The organism is Pseudorhodoplanes sp. (assembly GCF_035565795.1).
Lineage (GTDB): Bacteria > Pseudomonadota > Alphaproteobacteria > Rhizobiales > Xanthobacteraceae > Pseudorhodoplanes.
Genome location: NZ_DATMRV010000108.1, coordinates 1 through 24714, shown reverse-complemented (window position 1 = coordinate 24714; position 24714 = coordinate 1). Strand labels below are relative to the sequence as shown.

The 24714-nt window shown below is 61.5% G+C and carries 21 protein-coding genes and 1 pseudogene; 7 read left to right on the top strand and 15 right to left on the bottom strand.

Annotated features, from left to right (window positions below):
* Positions 1-3108, top strand: a 3108-nt coding sequence (locus VNZ93_RS10745) for an AAA family ATPase (protein ID WP_325704139.1), incomplete at its 5' end; no start/stop codon positions are given.
* Between the two features lie 53 nt (positions 3109-3161).
* Complete coding sequence (locus tag VNZ93_RS10740) at positions 3162-3866, top strand: Crp/Fnr family transcriptional regulator (RefSeq protein ID WP_325704136.1); 705 nt, start codon at positions 3162-3164, stop codon at positions 3864-3866.
* A gap of 16 nt (positions 3867-3882) precedes the next feature.
* On the opposite strand, the gene VNZ93_RS10735 is transcribed toward VNZ93_RS10740, so the two are convergent.
* From VNZ93_RS10735 to VNZ93_RS10690, 10 genes and pseudogenes are all read right to left on the bottom strand, one after another.
* The gene (locus VNZ93_RS10735; protein WP_325704133.1) at positions 3883-4011 is read right to left on the bottom strand and encodes a hypothetical protein; all 129 of its coding nucleotides are present in this window, start codon (positions 4009-4011) and stop codon (positions 3883-3885) included.
* Between the two features lie 17 nt (positions 4012-4028).
* On the bottom strand, positions 4029-4232 hold the full coding sequence (locus VNZ93_RS10730; protein ID WP_325704130.1) for a hypothetical protein: 204 nt from the start codon (positions 4230-4232) through the stop codon (positions 4029-4031).
* 186 nt (positions 4233-4418) lie between these two features.
* Complete coding sequence (locus VNZ93_RS10725; protein ID WP_325704127.1) at positions 4419-5297, bottom strand: isocitrate lyase/PEP mutase family protein; 879 nt, start codon at positions 5295-5297, stop codon at positions 4419-4421.
* 161 nt (positions 5298-5458) lie between these two features.
* Positions 5459-6460, bottom strand: coding sequence for an ABC transporter ATP-binding protein (locus VNZ93_RS10720; protein WP_325704124.1), 1002 nt, complete (start codon positions 6458-6460; stop codon positions 5459-5461).
* Positions 6457-7866 (bottom strand): amidase, encoded by a 1410-nt coding sequence (locus VNZ93_RS10715; RefSeq protein ID WP_325704121.1) that lies wholly within the window; start codon positions 7864-7866, stop codon positions 6457-6459. The genes VNZ93_RS10720 and VNZ93_RS10715 overlap by 4 nt, the downstream gene beginning before the upstream one ends.
* Complete coding sequence (locus tag VNZ93_RS10710; protein WP_325704118.1) at positions 7863-8060, bottom strand: hypothetical protein; 198 nt, start codon at positions 8058-8060, stop codon at positions 7863-7865. Before VNZ93_RS10710 ends, VNZ93_RS10715 begins: the two co-directional genes overlap by 4 nt.
* Positions 8053-9120: an ABC transporter ATP-binding protein gene (locus VNZ93_RS10705; protein WP_325704115.1), complete on the bottom strand. Its 1068-nt coding sequence runs from the start codon at positions 9118-9120 to the stop codon at positions 8053-8055. Before VNZ93_RS10705 ends, VNZ93_RS10710 begins: the two co-directional genes overlap by 8 nt.
* Positions 9107-9994, bottom strand: coding sequence for an ABC transporter permease (locus VNZ93_RS10700; RefSeq protein WP_325704113.1), 888 nt, complete (start codon positions 9992-9994; stop codon positions 9107-9109). The genes VNZ93_RS10705 and VNZ93_RS10700 overlap by 14 nt, the downstream gene beginning before the upstream one ends.
* A 3-nt stretch (positions 9995-9997) precedes the next feature.
* Entirely contained in the window at positions 9998-10942 is a 945-nt protein-coding gene (locus tag VNZ93_RS10695) for an ABC transporter permease (RefSeq protein ID WP_325704110.1), read from the bottom strand.
* 112 nt (positions 10943-11054) lie between these two features.
* Positions 11055-12657: pseudogene (locus VNZ93_RS10690) on the bottom strand (ABC transporter substrate-binding protein).
* Between the two features lie 89 nt (positions 12658-12746).
* Here VNZ93_RS10690 and VNZ93_RS10685 point away from each other — a divergent pair.
* A complete protein-coding gene (locus tag VNZ93_RS10685) occupies positions 12747-13505 on the top strand; it encodes an aspartate/glutamate racemase family protein (RefSeq protein ID WP_325704107.1) in 759 nt (252 codons plus the stop codon).
* Positions 13506-13550: 45 nt separating this feature from the next.
* On the opposite strand, the gene VNZ93_RS10680 is transcribed toward VNZ93_RS10685, so the two are convergent.
* Entirely contained in the window at positions 13551-15206 is a 1656-nt protein-coding gene (locus tag VNZ93_RS10680; protein WP_325704104.1) for an ABC transporter substrate-binding protein, read from the bottom strand.
* Between the two features lie 324 nt (positions 15207-15530).
* Here VNZ93_RS10680 and VNZ93_RS10675 point away from each other — a divergent pair, with 324 nt between their 5' ends.
* On the top strand, positions 15531-16808 hold the full coding sequence (locus VNZ93_RS10675; RefSeq protein ID WP_325704102.1) for a M20 family metallo-hydrolase: 1278 nt from the start codon (positions 15531-15533) through the stop codon (positions 16806-16808).
* 35 nt (positions 16809-16843) lie between these two features.
* Here VNZ93_RS10675 and VNZ93_RS10670 read toward each other — a convergent pair whose 3' ends face one another.
* Complete coding sequence (locus VNZ93_RS10670) at positions 16844-17902, bottom strand: ABC transporter substrate-binding protein (protein ID WP_325704099.1); 1059 nt, start codon at positions 17900-17902, stop codon at positions 16844-16846.
* Positions 17903-17996: 94 nt separating this feature from the next.
* Here VNZ93_RS10670 and VNZ93_RS10665 point away from each other — a divergent pair, with 94 nt between their 5' ends.
* Both VNZ93_RS10665 and VNZ93_RS10660 read left to right on the top strand, forming a co-directional pair.
* Positions 17997-18797: an alpha/beta hydrolase gene (locus VNZ93_RS10665; RefSeq protein ID WP_325704096.1), complete on the top strand. Its 801-nt coding sequence runs from the start codon at positions 17997-17999 to the stop codon at positions 18795-18797.
* A gap of 179 nt (positions 18798-18976) precedes the next feature.
* Positions 18977-20125 (top strand): alpha-hydroxy acid oxidase, encoded by a 1149-nt coding sequence (locus tag VNZ93_RS10660; RefSeq protein WP_325704093.1) that lies wholly within the window; start codon positions 18977-18979, stop codon positions 20123-20125.
* A 60-nt stretch (positions 20126-20185) separates the two neighbouring features.
* Here the strand turns inward: VNZ93_RS10660 and VNZ93_RS10655 are convergent, their stop codons facing one another.
* Positions 20186-21175, bottom strand: coding sequence for a Bug family tripartite tricarboxylate transporter substrate binding protein (locus VNZ93_RS10655; protein WP_325704090.1), 990 nt, complete (start codon positions 21173-21175; stop codon positions 20186-20188).
* A gap of 202 nt (positions 21176-21377) precedes the next feature.
* Here VNZ93_RS10655 and VNZ93_RS10650 point away from each other — a divergent pair, with 202 nt between their 5' ends.
* The gene (locus tag VNZ93_RS10650; RefSeq protein ID WP_325704087.1) at positions 21378-22079 is read left to right on the top strand and encodes an aldolase/citrate lyase family protein; all 702 of its coding nucleotides are present in this window, start codon (positions 21378-21380) and stop codon (positions 22077-22079) included.
* A gap of 53 nt (positions 22080-22132) precedes the next feature.
* Here VNZ93_RS10650 and VNZ93_RS10645 read toward each other — a convergent pair whose 3' ends face one another.
* Positions 22133-23104 carry a tripartite tricarboxylate transporter substrate binding protein gene (locus tag VNZ93_RS10645; RefSeq protein WP_325704084.1) on the bottom strand — a complete coding sequence of 324 codons (972 nt, stop codon included), beginning with the start codon at positions 23102-23104 and terminating at the stop codon, positions 22133-22135.
* Between the two features lie 450 nt (positions 23105-23554).
* Complete coding sequence (locus VNZ93_RS10640) at positions 23555-24553, bottom strand: alpha/beta hydrolase (protein WP_325704081.1); 999 nt, start codon at positions 24551-24553, stop codon at positions 23555-23557.
* Positions 24554-24714: the final 161 nt, after the last annotated feature.

The window sequence follows — 24714 nt, the reverse complement described above, 5'->3', positions numbered from 1 at the left end:
GTTTTGTTCTGCGACATGGTCGAGTCGACGCAACTGTCCGAAAGGCTGGAGCCTGAAGACCTTCAGATACTCATCGCTGCCTATCGGGAGGCCTGTGGCGCAGCGATCAAGCGATACGGCGGCTGGGTCGCGCGCTACATGGGCGACGGCGTCATGGCGTTTTTCGGTTGGCCGCACGCCCATGAAGACGATGCGATTCGCGCAGTTCACGCCGGATTGGAAGCGATTGCGGCGATTACCAAGATCGCGACGCAAGTACCGCTCGCCGCGCGGATTGCCATCAGTTCGGGGCCGGTCGTCGTCGGCGCGATCGGCGGCGCGAGCGATACATCCATTGATGCCGTAGGAGAGACGCCAAATATCGCGGCGCGCCTTCAGACTATCGCCGCGCCCAATACCATCCTGATTTCCGAAACGACAAGACGCCTGCTCGCCGGGGCGTTCGAGTATCAGGATCTCGGCCAGCATGAACTGAAGGGAGTTTCAAAACGTCTGCAGGTCTATCGCGTCCTGGCGGCAAAGAACCTCACCAGCCGCTTCGAGGCGGCCCATGCGGACACCCTGACACCGCTTGTCGGGCGCTCAACCGAACTGAGCATGTTTCTGGACCGGTGGCAGAAGAGCAAGGAAGGCGACGGACAGGTGATCCTGCTGTCCGGACTTCCCGGCGTCGGCAAGTCAAGATTGATCCATGAACTGAAGACGCAGATTCAGGGTGAGCCGCATTTCCTGCTGAACCATCAGTGCTCGCCCTATCACAGCCAAAGCGCCTTCTTCCCCATTATCGAGCAGATCGAGCGCGCCGCGAAGCTTCTTCCGCGAGATCCCGATCTCCAAAAGCTCGAGAAGCTTCAGGCCTACATGCCCGACGCACTCGCCTCGGCGGAGGATGCAATTGCGCTGATTGCGCACCTTCTGTCGATTGCAAGCGAGGACCAGGATCAACTCGCCGCACTCACCCCGCAACAGATCAAGAACAGGACCGTCAGCACGCTGGTTGACATGGTTCTCGCCTTTTCGTCGGACAGACCGACGCTGTGCATTTTCGAGGACGTCCACTGGATCGACCCCTCTACGCTGGAGCTTCTCGAGCTTGCCATCAGCCGTATTGACCGCGCGCGCATTCTGCTTGTGGTGTCGTATCGGCCGGAATTCCGACCGACCTGGCTTACTCGCGCCAACGTCACTGTCCATTCGCTCACGCGGCTTTCCCGCAGCGAAGTTGCAGGAATGGTCGAAGCGATCTGCCTGAAGGAACGGCGGATGCTGCAGCCGATTCTCAACCAGATCATCGATAAAGCTGATGGATTGCCGCTCTTCATCGAGGAGCTGACAAACAGCATCCTCGCTTCGATGCGCAATCGCGTTACGGACTCGGTTATCTCGCCGGAGGCCGAACCGGAGATCATCAAGGTCCCGGACACGCTCCATGACGCATTGATGGAGCGGCTCGACCGGGTGCCGCAGGGCCGTCGGCTAGCCCAGATTGCCGCCGTCATCGGACGCGAATTCTCGTACGAACTGATGGCACTGGCGTTGAAGATCAACGAAGACGACCTTCGTCTCACGCTTGCAAGACTGGAAGACGCGGATATCGTTTATCGCGTCGGAATATCGCCCCAGGTCCTGTTCGCATTCAAACACGCGCTGTTGCGCGACGCGATCTATAACTCGCTTCTCAGAAGCAGCCGCCGGCAGATGCATGCGGACATCGCCACGCTTCTCGACACGCAGTTTCCCGAGGTGGCTGAGACCCAGCCTGAGCTTCTTGCCCACCACTTCAGCGAGGCCGGGAATCATACGCTCGCGGTTCATTTCTGGTACAAATCCGGACAGCGTGCGCTGGCGCATTCTGCGAATGTCGAAGCGATCGCGCATTTTCGGAAGGCGCTTGAGGCGCTCGCTGGATGGCCGGATGTGCCCGAGCGCGCCGCCAAGGAAATCGAACTTCAGCTCGCGCTTGGCATCCCGATCATCGCGGTTCGCGGGTACGCCGCCGAAGAGACCCGCGAGGTGTTTGCCCGCGCGCGCGTCCTTTGCCTGCAGCTGAACAGTCCGGGTGAGTACTTCCAGGCGCTGTACGGCCTGTGGGGCCATTCGTGGATGAGCGGCAAGAACGACGAAGCGCTCGCGATGGCGAACGAGTTCCTGTCCAGGGCGGAGGCATCTTCCGACGTGGTCCCGCTGATGGTAGCGCACCGTGTGATGGGCAGTACGCTGCTGTCGGTCGGACATTTCGGCCAATCCAGACAGCATTTCGAGCAATCGATCGCGCTGTCGCAACAGCGCGGCGAGCAATCGCTTTACAGCCGCTACATGGTGGAACCGCAGGCGGCTTCGCTTCTCCTGCTGTCATGGGCTTTGTGGATTCTCGGATACCCCGATCAGGCGCTGTCGCGGGTAACCGAAGCGCTTGATCTCGCCCGCAATCTTGCACAGCCCTACAGCATCGCATTCGCGCATTACATGACATCCGTCGTGCACCTGATGCGCGGCGAACCGGCCTCCGCGCTGTCGAATGCGGAAACCAGCCTGGACATTTCGCGCGAGCAGCGGTTTTCGCTCTATGTGCTTCTCTCCAGGGTGTCGCGCGGGCGCGCGCTCGGTGAACTCGGCCATCTCGAACAGGCCAAGATCGAGATCAAGCTCGGGCTCGAGGAAATGCGCAGCAAGGGCGTCAGCTACATGCTGCCGATGATGGATACCTGGCTGGCCGATATGATCGCGAGGTCAGGCGAAAGCGAAGCGGCGCTTGCGATCATCGAGCGGTCGCTTGCGGCACTCAACGATGTCACCGGCCGCTCATGGGAAGCCGAGCTTTATCGTCAGCGCGCAAAGCTCCTTGTTGCGCTGGGCCCAAACAGGGCGCACGAGGCCGAAGCAAACCTCATGAAAGCGATCGGCGTGGCTCGCCTGCAGGGCGCACACTCCTTCGAATTGCGCGCGGCGAAGGACCTTGCCGCGCTCTGGCACTCGCACGACAAGGACGACGAGGCGCGGCGTTTGCTTGAACCGATCTATGGCTGGTTCAAGGAGGGTCTTGAGACCCGGGATCTGCGACGCGCTCGCGAAATATTGTCCGCCGTCAAGAAGTCCACTCCGGGCTGAACGGATTTCGCGCAACTGCTGACCAAGGTGATGATTTTCGAATCAGGATGACGATGAAGACCGAACTTCCTGCCCATCAGCTGCAAATCGCCAAACGACTTGCCTTCTTCCGCGGTCATCCGATTTTCGGAATTCTCGGTCCCGATTTGCTGCAGCAGCTGCGATCTCATGCGCGCGTAAGGACTATCGAGCGCGGCGCGACGATATTCGCGAAAGGCGATCCGGGGGCGAGCCTGTTTGCCATCCTCGAAGGGCAGGTCAAGGTCATCTCGTTCTCCGCTCAGGGAAAATACGCGGTTTTCAATGTCCTGAGCGCCGGCGATATCTTCGGCGAAATTGCCTTGCTGGACGGCGGCGAACGAACAGCCGATGTCATTACGATCACCGACTGCAAGCTGCTCGTGATCGAACGGCGCGATTTTCTGCCGCTGGTTCACAGCCGCCCCGACGTTGCGCAGAAGCTGATCGAAGTATTGTGCGGTCGCCTTCGCAATACCAGCCGGCAGGTCGAAGAGGTCATGTTTCTCGACCTGTCCACCAAGCTCGCGCGAACGCTGTTGCGACTTGCCGAAACCGCCGGCAGTCAGCGCATTGCGCTGACCCAGACAGAAATTGCGCAGATCATCGGCGCTTCCCGCGAAAGCACCAACAAGCAATTGCGTGACTGGGAGAATCTCAAGCTGATCCAGCTTGAGCGCGGCGAGATTGTTCTGGTCAATCCGGGCGCCCTGACGACGATCGCGGAGGGCGGCGCGTAACGCCGTGCACCGGGGCTTAGCCCACCGCCAGCGCGCCGATGGCAAGCACCGACAGAACGATCAGCACTGCGGCGTTACGCACGAGGAACGCGGCGATAACAAGAGCTGGAAACGCGGCAAACTCACTAACGACCCTGTTGGTCATGGCACGATCTCCACTCGTTACCAGACCACCAGTCCGCACTCGACCGGCTCCGAGAGACAACCATCGAACACATGGCGGTTGACCTGACGGATCCCCTGATAGTCGTAGCGAAGATCGGTTTTCGACGTGATGGTCTGCGTGTGTGAGGTCGGGGCAAGTGCCGACACAGCGGCGATGGCGCCTGCAGCAGCAAGTAGAGTGAGAAGTATCTTCCGGTTCATTTTTGGCCTCCCTGTCATCGAGGGTGACGACCGTGATCTCGCCGTGAATCTAGGGCGACCGGCGTTGCGGGTATGTGAGGCTCATCACACTCCGATCGCACAAAGGAACGACGCGCCGTCGGCGGACGGGGCGTCGAGCAAAAACGAGATTTTTCAGTATCTTAGCGGGGAGCGAGGCTTCGCGCTTCAGAGCTCCGCGTGGTCGCGCTCGAAAGCCCAGACCCGCTCAAACCCCATCAGGCGGGAGAAATCGTTGAATGGATAGAGTTCGCCCGGCCACGCCTTGCTCGATCCGGTCGAGAGGATCTCGCCATAGACCGACCGTAGCGCGGCTCCCATCGCCAGAAATCCGGATGCCGGGAAGATCGCGATCTTGAAACCGAGCCGTTCCAGTTCGGCGCGCCTGAGGATTGGCGTGCGTCCGCCCTCCACCATGTTCGCGAGCAACGGGACGTCGAAGCTGCGACCGATCTTCTCCATCTCGGCTTCGCTTTCCGGCGACTCGATGAAAAGAATATCCGCACCCGCCTTCAGAAAGGCCTCGGCGCGCCGAAGCGCCTCGTCCAGACCGAGTGCCGTGCGGGAATCGGTGCGAGCGATGATCAGGAACTCTTTCGACGATCGCGCTTCGCTCGCGACCTTGATGCGGCGAGCGGCGTCTTCGATCGGGATCACGCGCCGGCCCGGCGTGTGGCCGCACTTCTTCGGATATTCCTGATCCTCGATCTGGATCGCGGCTGCGCCGGCGGCCTCATAGCCGCGTACGGTGAAATCAACATTCAGAAGACCACCGTAACCGGTGTCGCCATCCGCGATGAGCGGCGTTGTCGTGCCTTCCGCGATCTGGCGTACGCGACCGACCATTTCGGTGTAGCTTGCAAGGCCGGCATCCGGCAGACCGAGATGGGAGGCGACCGTTCCGTAGCCGGTCATGTAAAGCGCGTCGAAACCCATCCCGTCCGCGATGCGGGCTGAAATCATGTCGAAGACACCGGGCGCGGAAATCAATCCCGGCTCCTTGAGGCGGGCTGCAAGCTTCTTTCTCGCGGCGGATGAAGCAGTCATCGTCGTTATCCAGTTCTCTTGTCGGGCGCGTCAGCACGAGGCGAACATTTCGCCAAAGAGCACAACAGGCAGCGTCAGCGCAAATCTGACGCGCCCGCCATTTCCGGAAGCTGGGCGCTGCATAGCGGCGGCCGTATCCCGAGGCTACGCGGCGGGTGGCGTTACGCGGTCACTGCGCTTGCATCAGCCGCAGCCTTGACCCTGATGCAGCGGGCGGTATGTCCGACGCCGACCTGCTCAAGCGAGACGGCATGCTGTCCGCATTCGGGAATTGCCTGCGAGCAGCGCGGATGAAATGCGCAACCGGCCGGCACCGTGTCGAGCCGCGGCGGCGAGCCCGGAATGGCTTCGAGGCGCTGGCCGCGATGCGCGCCATGCATGGTCGAAGACAGGAGGCCGCGCGTGTAGGGATGCGCCGGCGCCTTCACCACCTGGCGCAGCGAGCCGCTTTCCACGATGCGGCCCGCATACATCACCGAGATGCGGTCGCTGATCTCGACCGCGACGCCGATATCGTGAGTGACGAAGATCACCGCCATGCCGAGTTCGCGCTGCAATTCACGCAGCAGCAGCAGCACCTGGATCTGCACCGTGGCGTCCAGCGCCGTCGTCGGCTCGTCCGCCAGCAACACCTTCGGACGGCAGGACAATGCGAGCGCGATCATCGCACGCTGACGCATCCCGCCGGACATTTCGTGCGGAAAATTGTCGAGACGGCGCTTTGCGGACGGGATGCGAACGCGCTCAAGCATCTCGAGGGCCCGCTTGCGCCCGTCGGCGTAAGACGCTTTCTCGTGCTTGACTACGGCCTCCGCGATCTGATCGCCGATCGTATAGACCGGATCGAGCGCGAGCATCGGCTCCTGGAAGATCATCGACACGACGCCACCGCGCAGATTTTCGAGCGCGGCCGGTTCGAGCGACATCACGTCCCTGCCCTCGACCTTGATGCTGCCTTTGATCTCGGTACGCTTCGGTGGCAACATGCGGAGCAGGGCCTTCAGCGTGACACTCTTGCCGGAGCCGGATTCGCCGAGCAATCCCAGCACCTCGCCTTGTGCGAGCTTGATATCGACACCATTGAGCGCATGCACGATCCGCTCGCCCTTGAAGCGGACATGCAGGTCGGAAATATCGACGACCGGATTTGGCGGCGTGTTCATTGCGGCAATTCCGGGATTCGCAGATGATGATCGGTGACTTGCTGGAAGGCGCGGCCGAAGGCGACGCACGTCTCGTCTCCGAACGGACGCCCGATCAGTTGCAATCCAATCGGAAGACCGGTCGCGCTGCGTCCGGCCGGCACCACCATCACCGGCAGGCCGAGATAGTTGACCGGACGCATGAAGCGCATCACGGCCACCACCATTTCCTCCGCACTCGGTCCGCCGCCGACATCGGTCTCGTCGATACGGGGCGGAGCCGACCGCGATGCCGGAGCAAGGATTACGTCAACGTCGCCGATTGCATCAAGATGCGCCTGCAGCGCCGGCCCTCGCCAGCGCAACGCTTCGAGATACTCGATCGCGCTGTAGGCCAAGCCATTCTCAAGCCGGTTGCGCACTTGCGGCGTGTAATCGCCTGGCCGTGTCCGCAGCCAGGGCGCATGCAACGCCGCGGCTTCAACCGCAAGAACGACGATCGCCGCCGCGGCGACTGCGGTCTGGTCGGGCATGGTGACCTTCACGACCCGCGCGCCAAGCCGTTCGAACTCGCTGATCGCTGCGTCGAGCGTCGCAGCCACATCCGGATCGAGATCATCGACATAGAAACTTGTCGGCACCCCGATGGTGAGGCCCTTCACATCGCGCTGCGCGGCTGCCTTGTCCCAGAACGGCGACTTGTCTGTCACGGGATCCAGCGGATCGGGACCTGCAATCGCCTCGGCGATCAGCCCGCAATCCTCAGCGCTACGCGCCAGCGGGCCGACGGTATCGAGCGTGAATGACAATGGCATTGCATTCGCTCGGCTGACACGGCCGGTCGTGGTCTTCAGGCCGGACACGCCGCAGCAATGCGCCGGCATGCGGATCGACCCCCCGGTATCCGAGCCGAGCGCCGCATAAGTCAATCGCGCTGCGACCGACGCGCCCGATCCGGACGACGATCCCCCCGTTATGTGCAGCGGATTGAACGGGTTGCGCGCGTGCCCGAGATAGGCGTTGTGCCCGGTCGGACCATAGGCGAATTCCGCCATGTGCAGCGCGCCGATGCGGATGGCGCCGGCTTCCTCCAGACGTGTGAGCGCAGTCGAGGTCGCCGGTGCAATCCAGCCGTCGCGGACCTTCGAGCCGCATCCGCAAGGCTTGCCTTTAACGTAATACATATCCTTGTGCGCCAGCGGCACGCCGTGCAGCGGACCCGTCGGTCCGGATTTTGCGAGTGTCGCATCCGCTTCTTTGGCCGCCTTCAGCGCTGCGTCCTTGTCGAGCCGCACGAACGCATTCAGCACCGGCTGCCACGTCTCGATGCGCGCGAGCAGCGCCTGCGTCGCTTCGACCGACGACAGCTTGTGCGCGCGAATGGCGTTCGCGGCATCGGCAAGCGAAAGCAGCGCAGGATCGCTCATCGCTTCGCCCCGCGCCGCGCGATCAGCTCGTAGGTCGAAGGCTCGACCTCGAACGCGATCGCGATGTCATCCTGCGCCATGCGTGTCGCCACCGGTGCGACTGCCTTGGCGATGCGGGCGGGCGATCCTTCCGGCAGCGATACGCGGGCGGCAGCGGCCATGATCGCAACGCGCTCGGTTGTCACATCAGCCATGGCTCGCCCCATAATCTGGCCCGCGGGTGCCCGCGAGCGAATGCCCGGATTGCGGATCGACCATGTGGCAGGCGACGACATGACGATCCGGCCCAGCGGGCGAAAGCGCCGGCACTTTCGCGCTACAGACGGTTTCGGCGAATGCGCAGCGTGTGTGGAAGCGGCAACCGGACGGCGGATTGATCGGATTTGGCGGGTCGCCCGCGATCGGAGGCTTTTGCGTGCGGTTGTCGGGATCGAGCGAGGGCATCGCCGCGAATAGCGCCTCGGTATAGGGATGGCGCGGTCTTTCCCACAGCGAGTCCACCGGGCCGCTTTCCACCACCTCGCCGAGATACATCACGACGATCCGATCACTGATGAAGCGGATGACGTTGAGATCGTGCGAGATGAAGATGTAAGTCAGGCCGAGATCGTTCTTAAGATCGATCAGGAGGTTGAGAACCTGCGCCTCCACCGACTTGTCGAGCGCCGATACCGCCTCGTCGAGAATTACGAGACGCGGCGACAAAGCGAGCGCACGCGCAATGTTGACGCGCTGCTTCTGCCCACCGGACAATTCATGCGGATAGCGGCCGGCAAACACGGCCGGATCGAGCCCGACCTTGCGCAGGAGTTCATGCGCGCGCTCACGCGATGCATCGGCTGCGAGGCCATGAACGCGGGGGCCGAACGCAACCGTGTCTTCTACGGTGAGACGAGGATTGAGCGAGGCGTAACTGTCCTGAAAAACCATCTGCACGCGTCGGCGCAGATCGCGCATCGTGAGCGTCGAGCCGACGGCCTCGCCATCGAACAGAATGCGGCCCTTGTCATAGGGCATCAAGCCGACGATCAGCCGCGCGGTCGTCGACTTGCCGCAGCCAGATTCGCCGACCAGGCCGACAACCTCGCCCTTGTCGACGGAGATCGAAACGTTATCGACCGCGCGCACCACCGCCTTGCTGCCGAACAGGCCGCTGCCGACATCGAAATGCTTGACGAGTTGCCGGACCTCCAGCAGCGGCTGTGCCGGCCCGCCGATATCGACCGCGGGAGCGAGCGTCTCAGCTTCTGACATCCATCGCACTCCGCAAACCGTCGCTGAGAAGATTGAAGCAGATCGACACGATGAAGATCATCACACCCGGAAGCGCGGCCACCCACGGGTTGACGTAGATCGCGGTGCGCAGCGTATTCAGCATCAGTCCCCATTCCGGCTCCGGTGGCTTGGTGCCGAGACCAAGGAAGGACAGACCGGCGGCGAGGATCATGCAGACGCTGATCAGGCTGGTCGCATAGACGAAAATCGGACCGAGCACGTTACCGAGCACATGCACGCGCATGATCGTCAGGCCGCTTGCGCCCGACGCGCGCGCAGCATCGACGAAATCGAGATTGCGCACGCTCGTGGTCACGCTTTCCGCGACGCGCACGATCGGCGGAATGAATACGATCGTGAGCGAAATCAGACTGTTCAGGATGCCGGCGCCGAGCGCGCCGGATATCGCGATCGCCAGCAGCACCGACGGAAACGCGTAGAAGATGTCGATGGTGCGCATGATGAGCTGGTTCGTCACGCCGCCGACATAGCCCGCCGTCACGCCGAGCAGCGTTCCGATGATGAAGGCGAATGCCACCGGCGTCAGACCGATGAACAGCGTCAGCCGGCCGCCATAGACCAGGCGGGACAGCATGTCGCGACCGAGTTCGTCGGTACCGAGCGGATAGCCGGGCGTGCCGATCGGACGAAGCCTGCGGATCATGCTGCCCTGATACGGATCGGCCAGACCAAGCCACGGTGCGAACACCGCCGCCAGCACGATCAGGAGAATGACGAGCGCACATCCGACGCTCACCGGATCGCGCGACAGACGGCGCAGCACGCCCCCCCAATAGCCGCGGGTCTTCGCGATAACGGCAACGTTCGGAAGGCTGGCGGTGACCACAGTCATTGCCTAGGCCCGCTTGATGCGTGGATCGATCGCCGCCTGCAGCACGTCGACGAGGAGGTTGAGAAAGACGAAGAACAGCGCCAGCACGAGGATCGTGCCCTGCAGCAATGGCAGATCGCGCTGAAAGATTGCAGAGTTCAGCAGGAAGCCGGTCCCCGGCCACGAAAACACGGTTTCGATCAGTATCGAGCCGCCCAGCAGATAACCAAGCTGCAGACCCATCACCGCGATCGCGGTTGGCGCGGCATTCTTCAGAACGTGCCGGAAGACGCGGACTTCATCGAGGCCCTTGGAGCGCAGCGCCGAGACGAATTCCTGCGACAGCAAATCGCCGACCAGCGCGCGCACTGTGCGACTGACGATGCCCATCGGGATCACCGACATCGTGGCCGCAGGCAGGATCAGATACTGGAAATGATCCCAGTCCCAGGCCCAGCCGCCCGGACCCGCGCCGACCGCAGGCAGCCAGCCGAGGATCACGGAGAACACGATGACCAGCACCATGCCGAGCCAGTAATGCGGCATGGAGACACCGGTGATCGAAATCGTGGTGACCAGCTTGTCGATCCAGGAGTCGCGGAAATAGCCGGCGAGGATGCCGAACAGCAGACCGAACACGAAGCCGATCAGGCTCGCAAAGCCTGCCAGGATCAGCGTGTTGCCGACCGCACGCGTTACCTCTTCGGTGACCGAGCGACCGGAGGCTATCGATGTTCCGAGATTGCCGTGCAGCGCATTCCACATCCACAGGCCGAACTGCACCGGCAACGGACGGTCGAATCCGTATTCCTTGCGCATCTGCTCGGCCAGGGCCTGCGAGGCATCGGGCGGCAGGACGGACACCAGAGGATCGCCGGGCGCGATGTGAACGAGCAGGAAACATACCAGCGCCACCGCGATGACGACCGGGATGGCGAAAACGATACGCTTGGCGATGTAGACAAGCATCGTTTCTCACTTCCGAACTGGCTTAAAACCAGACTGACGGATATTGCGGCATCTTATCGGCTCCCAGTCAATGGCCGGATGAGGTTGTCGCAGGAAGACTGGCCCGCATCATTCAGCGCGCCATCGTGATCGACGAGAAATTCTGGAACCAGTTCCTGGCCTGGACGAAACCCTTGACCTTCGCGCTCATGGCACGCGGGTTCACGTCATGCGTCACCATGAGAAACAGCGCTTCGTCCACGAATTTCTCGTGCACCTTCTGGAGCAATTTTGCCTGCTCCACCGGATCGAAAGGTGGTGCGAACCGCGTCGAACATCTTGTCCATGTCCGCATCGCAATAGAAACCCCAGTTGGTTCCTGCGGGCGGCGCAAGATTGCACTGAAGGTGCCGGATGAAGCCGGTGAACGGATCCTGGATGAAGTAGGTGTAGTTCATCGCAGTGCCGCCGCGCGTCGATGGATCTTTCGCGCCCGCGCGCCAGATGTTGATCAGCACGTTCCATTCAACGACTTCGAACTCGACCTGTATCCCGGCTTCGGCCAGATTCTGCTGCACGAATTCGTTCATCGTCAGCGGCTGCATCTGACCCGAGCCCGATGTCGAGATCAGGATCTTGGTCTTGAGCGGCTTGCCGGGTCCGTAACCGGCTTCCGCTAGCAGCTTCTTCGCCTGCGCAAGGTCGCGCTTCAGAACGAAGGACGGCTTGCCGAACCATTGATGGCCGGGCGGGAAAAAGCCTTCGGCCGGGATCATCAGACCGCCGAGCAACTCCTTCATGCCTTCGCGATCGACGGCGAGATTGGCGGCCTTGCGAACGCGAATATCGTTCCACGGCGAGCCTTCGACGCGCGACAGGTGCCACGTCCAGTTATGCGGATAGGCATTCGCAACGATCTGAAATCCGGCTTTCTTCAGCGACGGGATGGCATCGGGTGACGGCGCCTCGATCCAATCGACCTGACCCGATCGCAACGCCGCCACGCGGGTGTTAGCTTCGGGCAATGGCAACAGGATCAGTTTGTCGAGCTTCGGACGGCGCTGCTCATCCCAGTAATCCTTGTTTGGCACGAGCTCGGCGCGTTCACGCGGCACGAATGCCGCAAGCTTCCAGGGCCCGGTGCCGGATGGCGTGCGTGCGAACGCGTCCCAGCTCTTGCCGACCTTCTCCCACTGCGCAGGGGACGACATCAATATCCACGCGAGCTGATAGGGCAGCGTTGCATCGGGCGATTTCGTGGTGATCTCGACCTTGTATTTGTCGATGACCTTGTAACTGGCGACCGCCGGAATGCGGGAACGGCCCTGCCCCGACTGCCTTGGATCGAATTGTGGACTGTCGGTTTTCAGAAGCTTGTCGAGATTCCAGACGACGGCGTCAGCCGTGAACTCCGAGCCATCATGGAATTTGACGCCCTCGCGGAGGGTGAAAATCCATTTGGACTTGTCGCTCTCGTCGACGCTCCATTTTGTGGCAAGACCGGGCGTCAGTTCCGACGGCTTGTCGGCCGAGGAGAGGTCCCAGTTGATCAGAGCGTCATAGACCGTATAGCCCATGAAGCGCTGGCCTTCGCCGCCCTGGTCAGTCTGGCCGGTCGTGAGCGGAATATCGGCAGCGGTCATGCCGACGCGAAGGACACCCTGCGCGGACGCCTGCGGTGCGGTTGCCGCGAATACCAGTGCCGCTCCGAGCGCGATGATGCGGATCCCGATCATAGCCATCTCCCGAAGGTTAGCGCTTGCGGCCGTCGCCGCTTCGTTCCACTGAAAGAGCAAGGCTTGTGCCAAGCGATATGGAGAGCGCGATGCGGCTGTTGCTTCTCAATGCGAATGCCAGCCAGTCGATTACCGATCTCGTCGTGGCCGCCGCGCGCCCGCTCGCATCGCCGACAACCGAACTGATTGGCGTCACAGGCCGTTTCGGTCCACGCTATATCGGAACCCGCGCCGCCTACGCGATCGCCAGCCATGCCGCGCTCGACGCCTACGCGGCGTTCGGACACGGCGCGGATGCCGTGCTGCTCGCCTGTTTCGGCGATCCGGGCCTTGGCGCCCTGCGCGAGCTGGCGCCCGTGCCAGTGATCGGGATGGCCGAAGCCGGGTGCCGCGCTGCCGCAGCCGGAGGACGCCGTTTTGCCGTTGTCACGGGCGGCGAGCGTTGGATCCCGATGTTGACGGAATATGTCGCAACGCTCGGCCTGTCCGCACAGCTTGGCGGCGTACATGCGATCGCGCCCACCGGCGCCGAGATCGCGGCGGACCCGGAAGGCAGTATCGCCCTGCTCGCGGAGGGATGCCGGATCGCGTCGAAAAAATTTCGTGCTGACGTTATCGTTCTCGGCGGCGCGGGGCTCGCTCCCATCGCGCCGCGCGTTGCCGCAATGCTCGATTTTCCGGTGATCGATGGACTCGCGGCCGCGCTCACCGCAGCGGAAGCTGCCGCGTCAGCGCCCGATGGGACTGCAACGTCCGACCGCCTGACCGATCCCCTGCCGGCGATCGGGCTGACGCCGGAGCTGAGCGCGCTCCTGCAGGATCCAGGCGCTCGACCGGCAAGCCAGTGAGAGGAATGAGCAGCGCCGCAGTTCGCAGCGCTGCCCTGACTGACGCTAGTTCATCGTCATGGTCGAGAAATCGACGAACCAGCTCTTGGGCTGCACGAAGCCCTTGATCTTCGGCGACATGGCGCGCGGTCCGACGTCATGGGCGACAAACAGGAACGCGGCTTCGTCGACCGAGCGCTCGTGCAGGGCGGCGAGAGCCTTGTCACGCTCCGCCGGATCGAAGGCGGTGCGGACCGCCGCGACCAGCTTGTCGTATTCCGGCTCGTTGATGAAGCCCCAGTTGTTGGAGACCGGCGGCGCCATCTTCGAATCCAGGAAGCGGATCATCGCGAAGAACGGGTCCATCGCCGCATAGGTCACGTTGGTCGCGTGCGAGCCGCGGGCGGATTCGTCCTTGGCTCCCTTGCGCCAGTTGGTGAACAGCGTGTTCCATTCGATGACGTCGAGCTCGACGTCGAAAAAGCACTCCGCGAGACTCTGCTGGATGAATTCATTCATCGGCAGCGGCAGCATCTGACCCGACCCGGACGCCGAGGTCTGCGTCTTCACCTTAAGCCGCTTGGTCTTGGAGAAGCCGGCTTCGGTCATCAGCTTGCGGGCCTCGTTCGGATCATACTTGATCTGGAACTTCGGATTGCCGCGCCAGGGATGGCCGGGCTCGAACGTGCCACTGGCCGGCGCCATCAGTCCGCCAAGGAGCCCGTCCTTCATCGCGTTGCGATCGATGCAGAGATTTGCAGCCTTGCGAACGCGGATGTCGTTCCAGGGCGAGCCCTCGATACGGCTGAACTGCCACGGCCAGACGTGCGGCTGCTCATTTGCGTAGATCACGAAGCCGCGTTGCTTGATTTGCGGCAACGCGTCGGGCGCCGGGTTCTCGATCCAGTCGACCTGCCCCGAGAGCAGCGCAGCGGTGCGGGCATTTGCTTCAGGCATCGGCAGGAGGACAAGCTTGTCGACCTTCGGCCGGCGCGCCGGATTCCAATAATTGTCGTTCTTCACGAGCTCGAGCCGCTCGCGCGGCACGAAACGCTCCATCTTCCACGGGCCGGTTCCCGACGAATTGCGCGAGAAGGAGTCCCAGGCCTGTTTCGCCTTTTCCTTCGGGTCGGTCGCGGTCGTGGCGTCATAGAGTTTCTTCCAGTGCGCCGGCGACACCATGAACAGGTTGGTCAGATTGATCGGGAGCAATGATTCCGGGGCCGACGTCGTCAATTCGACGGTCATGTCGTCGATCTTGCGGGCGCTACGTAGCGTCGGCATGCGCGAAGCCGTGACACCGACCTGGCTGGCATCGAAATGCGGTGCGTCCTGCTTCAGCACCTTCTCGACGTTCCAGACGACGGCATCGGCGTTGAAATCGGAGCCATCGTGAAATTTTACGCCGGGCCGCAGCTTGAAAATCCATTTCGTATTGTCGGCAGGCGACACCGCCCACTCGGTCGCGAGGCCGGGAATGATGACACTCGCCTTGTCGGCGGACGACAGATCCCACAGGGTCAAACCCTCGTACATCGTGTTGCCGGTGAAGCGATTGCCTTCAAACCCTTGATCGGGCTGGCCAAGTGTCCGCGGAATATCCGCCGCGGTCATGCCGATCCGCACCGTGGACTGTGCCGAGGCCGGGCTCGCAAACATTGCGATCGCGCTCGCAACAGCGAAGGCCGGGCCAAATTTCAGAACAGAGATCGATTTCAACATTGTTTCTCCCCTGGGAACGCGAACGTCTGGAAAGGCCAACAAGTCGAAGCATCAAGGAATGTGCCAGTCGGAAAACCCCGGTCTGGCGCGGCAAATGAGCCCTTTGGACGCGAGTCCAAGCAGGACATGCCTATCGATTGAGCAGAGTGTAGAGAAAGCGCGGCCGACAACAAGATGGATCGGCCGGCATTTATGCAGGTCGCCCTGCCGCACCGTTTCCTCCCGGGGCCCGGCCCGATGCGGCATAAGGCCCACTCTCGCCCTTGCGCGCCGCGTGATGTCGTGTTCGGTTCGCCTCACACCGCAGCTCGACAATCCCGTGTCATGACCGAACAAGCGCCAACCCAGCACAATCTCGGCAATCTCGCGATCAATCCCGGCCGGCTCTGGGACGACATCATGGAGACGGCCGCATTCGGCGCGACTGCAAAGGGCGGCATCTGCCGCCTCACCCTGAGCGAGGAGGATCGCGAAGTCCGCGACTGGTTCAAGGCGCGCGCGGAAAGTCTCGGCTGCCGTGTGACGGTGGATAACATGGGCAACATGTTCGCGCGGATGGAGGGAAGCCGGACGGATATTCCGCCGATTGCGATGGGGAGCCATCTCGATACCCAACCGACGGGCGGCAAATTCGACGGTGTGCTGGGCGTGCTGTCCGCACTCGAAGTGCTGCGCACGCTGCGCGAAGCCGGCTACGAAACCTACGCGCCGATCGAAGCGATCAACTTCACCAACGAAGAAGGCTCACGCTTTGCACCGGCGTTGATTGCGTCAGGTGTATTCGGGGGCGTGTTCGATCGCGCCTACGCGGTGGCACAGAAGGACCGCAGCGGCGTGACCTTCGGCGATGCGCTCGACACAATCGGCTATCGCGGACCGGAGCGCTGCGGCGATCATCCGCTCTCGGCTTATTTCGAATTGCATATCGAACAGGGCCCGATCCTCGAACGTGAGAATTGCGACATCGGCATCGTCACCGGCGCGCAGGGCGTGCGCTGGTTCGATGCAACAATCATAGGACAGGATGCGCATACCGGCGCGACACCCATGACGATGCGCAAGAATGCGCTGGTCGGCACAGCGCGCATGATCGATGCGATCGATCAGATCGCGAAGCGCCATCCTCCACATGCTGTGGGGACTGTCGGCTCGATCGAATCTAAACCCAATTCACGCAACGTCGTGCCGGGCGAAACCTTCTTCACCATCGACCTGCGCCATCCCGACCACGCAACCCTCGAAACCATGGAAGTGGAAATCCGGACGGCATGGGACGCGACGCTGCGCGATCTCGATCTTTCCGGAACACTCACGCGGATCTGGGAACAGCCGCCGGTCGCATTCGACAAGGGATGCCTCGACGCGATCCGCAGGGCCACGGCGCGCACACCATTCACCCGGCGCGATATCGTATCGGGCGCCGGCCACGACGCGGTTTATGTGTCACGCGTCGCGCCGTCGGCGATGATCTTTGCGCCCTGCAAGGATGGCATCAGCCACAACGAGGCGGAATTCTCCTCGCTCGATCAGTGCGGCAAGGCCGCACAAGTGCTGTTGCTCAGCGTGCTGGAATATGACCGACAGCTTGCCGCTGCCGAATAGCAGCGGCAAGACGCGCTGAAGTAGCTCGCGGAGCGCTATTTCGAACCGACCGCAGCCTTGGCGGCACGCGCCAGCGACGTGTCGACAAGATCCTCGAACTGGACGGGCGCACTCTGTTCCGGCGGAAGAACGATCTTCTGCAGGGCGAGTTCTTTCTCATATCCGGACGCCGAGATCTCCGGATCCGTCGCGACAAGCGGCTTGAAGACCGGCCACATCATCGCGAATGTTTCGGGAGACATCTTCGACATGACGGCTTTGGTGGCGCGCTCGGCGGCCGTCGGGTCCCGCGCCATTAACGCTTCCGCGCGCGCAATGGCACGCATGAACCGTTCGATCTCGTCTCGCTTCTTTCCGATTATCGTGCCGGTCGTGTAGGCAATCCCGACCGGAACATCGCGCATTCCGGCGAAATCCCGCTTCGCCTCGATGAGATCGACTGCTGCGCCTTCCTGGATCAGAAGCTGATCGGCCGGCGGTATGCACACGCAGGCATCGATTCGCCCTGCGCGGAAAGCAGCCAGCATGGTGTCGTAGCCGCCGACGGGGACGAGTTCGATATCGCGATCAGGATTCATGCCGTGTTGTGTCACGGCCTGCCTTGCCATGAAGTCCGAGAACGAGCCTGGCGTTGTGATCCCGATCTTCAGTCCTTTCAGTGCGGCGGCGCGCTCGGCAAGCGGCGCGTTCAGATCGACACCCTTCTTCTTCACAATTGCCGAGTTGACGGTGATGCCAGACGGGTAGCCGTTAAGAAGCGCGGCAATGGCTTTGACGTCTTTCAGGCCCTTGCGATGCACATTGATGCCATCGGACAAGACAGCGATAGCAAGTTCGGCGCTGCCGCTGATCAGTGCGGACATGGCCTTCGGACCGCCGCCGACCAGCGTGATGTCGAGAGTCAGCCCTTCGTCGCGGAAGAAGCCGGCCTGTTCGGCGATGTACATCGGTACGAAATTCATGCTCAGGCTGCTTTGCGCCACGATCAACTTCTTGGGCTGCTGCGCGACCGCGCCGTGTGACGTCACAAGAGCTGTCGTCGCGACCGCAAGAGCCGTGACACAACGCGCTTTAATCGATGACAATGCGAACATGCTTTCCTCCTGAACCCTTCCGCTGCGCCGGCGTCGGTTGAACCGTACGCGCGACACGGCTAGATCAACAAACATCTTGTACCGGGATGACGTGATGCCTTCGCTTCGAATGCCTGATGGTTGCAACATTCACTTCCGCCTCGACGACTACACCGATCCATGGACGAGGCCTGAGGCCGTTGTTTTCCTGCACGGCAATGCGGAGAGCGGACTTGCGTGGTACGGCTGGGTGCCCCATTTTGCGCGCCATTTCAAAGTCATCAGACCTGACATGCGAGGCTTCGGCGATTCTTCGCCGATGCCGGCTGACTACAACTGGTCCGCGACGCGCATCGTCGATGATTACCTGGCCTTGCTCGATCATCTCGGCGTCGCACGCGTTCATGTTGTTGCGGCAAAGCTTGGCAGCCTCGCCGCCATGCGGCTTGCCGCACAGCATCCGGACCGCGTTGCGACGCTGACCGTCGCAGGTGTGCCGGCCTCCATATCGAAGCTGACCACCGGCGGGCCGTCTCCGGACCTGATCGAAAAGGGCGGCGTCGAAGCGTGGGCGAAGGTCAACATGGCAGCCAGGCTTGGGGAATCGATGCCGGCCGAAGCGGTGACGTGGTGGACGCAATTCATGGGCCGAACGGCTTCATCAACGCAGATCGGATTCGTGCGCGACGTCGCGGTCTTCGACATATTCGACCAGCTTGAGAAGATCGTCGCGCCGACATTGGTCATCACGACCGAAGGCAGCGGCATCGGATCGGTGGCGGAGACTGCCGCGTGGCAGCAAAGAATATCGCAATCGAGCCTGCTGGTTCTGCCCGGAAAGTCGTACCATGTCGCTGCATCCAGTCCGGATCTGTGCGCAAACAAGACGCTCGAATTCATCCGCTCGGTCGCCTGATCCTTGTAGATCTGGCGACCAACGATAACGAAACGCGCAGACCTTGTTGATAGGTGAACGGAACCGCACGCCCCCGCTGATGGCGATATCACGTATGCGATATATCGAATCGCCTAGCCGAAGGGGTGTGTTGGACGATAATGTCCGCGCAAAATCCGGACAATTGACGATCGGAGACCATGAGTAGCATCGACCAAGTGCTGGCGCTTGAGGACCTCGAGCCGCTCGCCCGCCGTATCCTTCCGAACGGCATCTTCAGCTTTATCTCCGGCGGAGCCGAAACGAATAGCGCGATGAATGGAAACCGCGCGGCGTTTCAAAGCTTCGACCTCGTCCCTGAGGTGCTGGTCGATACGTCCAAGCGCACGACCGAAGTTTCGTTGTTTGGAGAACAGTGGAGAGCGCCGTTCGGCATCGCGCCCATGGGCGGGGCGGGCCTTGCCGGCTTTCGCGCGGATTGCGCGCTCGCAAAGGCGGCGCGCGAGGAACGCGTGCCATTCATCCTCAGCGGGTCTTCGCTGGTCCGGCTTGAAGAAATCGCCAGGATCAACCCGGATGCGTGGTTTCAGGCCTACCTGTCGGTCGATCGCGATGAGATCGGAGCGCTGATCGACAGGGTCTCCGCCGCCGCCTTTCGAACCCTTGTCATAACAGCCGACGTTTCCGTGAGCGGCAACCGCGAGAACCTCATTCGTGCGGGTTTCACGACGCCGATGAGGCCGACCGTCAGGCTGGCACTGGAAGTTGCGCGGCGTCCGCGCTGGCTGTTCAAGACCGCCATGCGCACGTATCTGCAGCACGGCATGCCGCGCTACGAAAATGCAAGCGCAGCCGGCGGCGCGCCGGTGTTTTCGGCGACGGCAACGCGCGCGCATGTGCGCGACGCACTCAGCTGGGCGGATTTCGAATGGATCCGCAAGAAGTGGACCGGGCGCCTTATCGTCAAGGGAATTCTTTCACCGTCCGACGCGGCAAAGGCCCGCGAGATCGGCGCCGATGCCGTGATCGCCTCAAACCACGGCGGACGCCAGCTCGATTGCGCCATCTCTCCGCTTCATGCGTTGCCGCAAATCGTTGAAGCCGCGCGCGACATGCCCGTGCTTTATGACAGCGGCATTCGTCGCGGCACCGATGTCATTAAGGCCATGTCCCAGGGCGCAAAGATGGTGTTCATCGGGCGTCCGTTCCTGTACGCGGCCGCGCTCGGCGAAGAACAGGGCGTTCGGCACGCCATCAAGCTGCTGCATGCCGAGCTTCATCGGAACATGGCCCTGCTTGGCAGCAATAATCTTTACGACCTGCACAAGCGCGTGCGGCGGCGCACCTGAGCGCCACCGGAACCGCACGCATCGTTGACTGATCGCGCGCGGACGCGAGATGGCGCAGCGCTATTCCTCGATCTTGAAGCCCGTTGCCTGTACGACCGGCGTCCACTTTTCGATTTCGGCGCTGAAGACCTTTGCGAATTCCGGCTGCGGCATCGCGCGCGAACCAAAGGCGAGGTTCGACAAGCGCGATCGCACGGCTGGTTTCGCAACGCCTGCCGCGATGACGGAATTCAGCTGGTCTACGATCGGCTTCGGCGTTCCCGAACGGACGAAGGCCCCGAACCAGTCTTCTGCGACAATGTCCGCGCCCTGCTCGATGAATGTCGGCACGTCCGGGAGAAACTCGGACCGCTTCGAACCGGTGACGGCGATTGCCTTGAGCGCGCCGGACTTCAGATGCGGCAAGGAGTCGGCAATGGTGGTCACGGCGACGCCGATCTGTCCGCCCAGCAGGTCCTGGATCATCAGGGTCGCGCCGCGATACGGAACATGGGTCAGATCGAGTTTCGCGTGCTTGCCGTACATCGCTCCGACGAAATGCATGGGCGAGCCAGCTGCGCCATGCCCGTAAACCCTGTTCGTGGGGTTGGCCAGGTACCATGCGGCAAGATCCGCAATCGTATTGACCTTGCCGGTGACGACCTTCGGCGAAATCACGAGCATGTAATCGAGCGTGCAGACCTGCGCGACCGGGATGAAGTCCTTGACCGGATCGTAGCTGAGCTTGTTGTAGATCAGCGGATAGAGCGTCATCGTCGCGGCTGGCGTTACGAGGATCGTCTTTCCATCGGCAGGCGCGTTCTTCGCCCGCTCAACCGCGATCTTGCCACCGGCACCGGTGACATTCTCAACAACCACTGTCGCGCCCAGCGACGTCCGAAGTTCCTCGGCCACCAGCCGGGCGGAGATGTCCACCGATCCGCCAGCGGGAAATCCGACCAGAATCGTAAACGGCCGCGACAGATCCAGGGCCTGTGCGCGGGCTTTACTTCCCACGGCAGCACTCGTCAGCGCGCCGATCATTGCCAGCATCATGCTTCGACGATTCATACTCACCTTCCCTCGGGCAACGTCGGCGTCGACGCTGCGCATCCCTCGCACTCTGTTAATTCTCAGGCTCCGCCGATTGAATATCGGGACAACAGATGCGGCAACGCCGGCACGCCGATATCACGCTTGTGATGCAACACGTCGCTTGCGCGGCTCGCTACCAGGCTCGCGCGTCTTGACCGCCCTCGCGACGGATCGCTAGATGGCCGGCATGATACCGCTCCGCGAAAAACTGAAATCCCGCCTCGCAAAACGCGACCACGTCATCGGCATCGCCCCCAAATTCGCGTCCGCGGACCTTGTCGCTGCACTCGCGCCGCGCTTCGACTACATCTTCCTCGATTGCGAGACCGCCGGACCGGACATCGAAAGCATTCCGCATCTGGTGCGCGCGGCGCATCTGGGTGACGCGTGCGTCGTGGTTCGTCCCTGGTCGAAGGACATGGGCCTGCTGCGCCGGTATCTCGGATGTGGCATCGATGGATTCATGATGCCCGACGTGGAAAGTCCCGATGAAATCGCGGCGGTGCGGGGGCTCATGAGAGAGATCTACCCCGACACCGGGGACACGATGATCTACGCAGCGCTGATCGAAACCGTGAAGGGCGTCGAACGCGTAAAAGAGATCATGCTGGCCGAAGGTTGCGACGTCACCAACGTCGGCACATCCGATCTCGCGGTATCATACGGACTTCCGCGCCGTGGCGATCATGCGCAGATACGCGACATCACATTCGGTATTCTTGACGTGGCGCGCCAGATTGGAAAATCGGCAGGCTGCCCCGTGAACAAGTATGGGATGCAGCAGGTTCTCGACGCAGGCGGCAACAGCGTGATGCTGTTCATGCCGGATGTGCTCGCCGCTGGGATCGACGCCTCGCTGAAGGACTGGCCAACGGCATAATGCATCTCGTTCATTCGGCTCCATGGACGGAGCCGAATGAACGGTAGGCCGGATCAACGCTCGACGTTGATTTTCACCTGCTTCAGATATTCGCCCCACTTGGCAAGATCGCTTTTGACCAGTGAGCTCGCGTAGGCGGCATCGGTCGCAATCACCTTCTCGGCGTTGCGGGCCAGCTTCTCGGCGACGTCCGGCTCCTTCATCGACTTGGTCAACGCTGCGTTCAGCGTGTCGATGATGTGCTTGGGAGTTCCGGGCGGCGCGAAGAATCCCGTCCACGAGATGTGTTCGATGCCCGGATAGGTTTCGGAGATCGTCTGCACGTCCGGCAATTGCGGGAAGCGCTCCTTGCCTGAAACCGCGATCACGCGAAGCGAACCGGTCGAAAGATGCGGCAGGATCGAAGGAACCGTGATCGCCACCGCCTGAATGTGGCCGCCCATGAGATCGGACAAAGCGGGCGCCCCGCCCTTGTACGGGACATACTGGATATCGGCGTCCCCCCGCTTCTTGATCAGCTCCGCGACGATGTGCTGCGGCAGGCCGGGGGCCGCATAGGTCACCTTGCCGGGATTGGCTTTGGCATAGGCGATCAGCTCAGGGATATTCTTCGCGGGAATGGATTGATTCACCGCAATCCCGACCATCGTCTCGCTGGCGATGGTGATCGGGGTAGCGAGCGTCGGATCGAATCCCAGGTTTGCAAACACGTGAGGAGCAACGACCATCACGCCATCCGTGGTCAGGACGATGGTGTGTCCGTCAGGCGCAGCACGCATCGCGTAGGCGGTGCCGATATTGCCGCCCGCACCGGGCTTGTTCTCGACCACGACCGGCTGCCCCAGAATTGGCTGGAGCTTCTGCTGCATCATGCGCGCCAGAGCATCGATCTGCCCGCCGGGAGGATACGGAACGATGATCGTGACCGGTCCGCTCGGGTAGGTCTGGGCGGATGCCTGCGCCGGAGCGAAAGCAATCAGACCAAGAATTCCAAGAATCCAAAGAAAGGGCAGCGCGCGTCTCATCCGGCTCCTCGATGCTGGTTAGCGTTCTTAAGGCGCAGGAGCACAGTATGGAGGAGACTTCGACCGTCAACGCGATGCGGCGCCGACGCGGGCAGCGCGTCGATTTATCTCATATGTGATGCGGACAGGTTTGGGGCGGCACAGCAGGTCGGGGCTGCTCATTTTGTATTGGTAAGCTGACCTTTCGACGCTGCCGTTACCAACAGAGCGATGCGCCGTTATTGGCCACGATGACGGGCAATATGGAAGCCACCGTCATTGGTAGCAAATCCGTCGACAATCTCGACTTCTCCGCGGCGACCGGAAATTCTGCGATCAACACGCGAGACGGCGACGACAAGGCCGCGGACGGCAAGGGCAACAATCGAACAAAAGGGCTGTCGATGAGGCCAGCCCTTTTGGACGATCGTATGAGCGCTGCGGCTCAGAAAGACTTCTCGCGAAACACGCCTACTTCTTTGTCGTCACAAATTCCAGAATTTCCCGTCCCAACGCTTCGTCCGCCGTATCAAAGGAGTGCACCATCGAAAGATGATTGTGATCCTTAAGTCTCGTGAAGCGCGGACATTTTTTGCCATCAATGCATAGTGCTGCGTAAATTTCCGCACCGCTGACATCGAGCCCTGGATTGTCGTACTCGGCGATGACAACAAACGTCGGAACCGTAGAGCCAGCAATATGGTTGATCACCGATCGGTCAGGATATTCTGCCGGATCGGTCCCGAAGTAGGCTTGCATGAATTTTCCAGACGGATCTTTGGGATCAAAGTTGAGGCGGTAACGGCCGCTCATCAGCACCATTCCCGCAATACCGGGTCCTGACGCAGGCTGAACCTTTTTATTGAAGGCATATGTTGCGACATGAGTGGCGCCTGCCGAATGACCGACCAAGAATATCTTGTCTGGATCGGCCCCGTATCGTGCCGCGTTCTTTTTCGCCCAGGCAACGACCGCCGAAACGTCATCGGCGCCTGACGGATAGGTCGCAGCCGGCGCCAGGCGATAGCTCATGCTGAGCGCCAGAACACCTTGACGCGCGAACCAGGTGGGGATGTTTCCGTAGATTGCCTGGTTTACGTTTCGGTCGCCCATGACATAGGCGCCCCCATGCACGAAGATGACAACCGGCGCTTCCTTGATGACAGCCTTCGGCCGATAAATATCGAGCTTCTGCTTTGGGTCAGATCCATAGCTGATATCTGACTCAACGATCACATCGCCTTTCGGCTTGGCGAGCAGTAGCGGTGTGAAAGACTCCTCCATCTTCTTCACATTCGCGAGGAGGTTTCCCGTTTGCCAGATCGCGTTAGTCTCTCTCAGAGTTTTCTGGAGGTCTTCCGGGAGCAAGCTGGTTTGGGCAAAACCTGGTCCAGCCATCACAACTATGATTGCAGAAAGAATTGTCCTTCTCATTCCCATGATGCGCATTCTCTTTTCGATTTCATTCAACGCGCCGCTTATAAGTCAGGGGCGCAATTTGTTGGCAACACATCCACGGTTGAGAGCGTCCTGGCCAAAGTGAAACTCGCCTGAGCAGCCGGCCAACGACTGAGGTGCAGCCTCAGGTTTGACGCGAGGCGGCGCATCCGCGAACAGCGCAAATCCCGGAG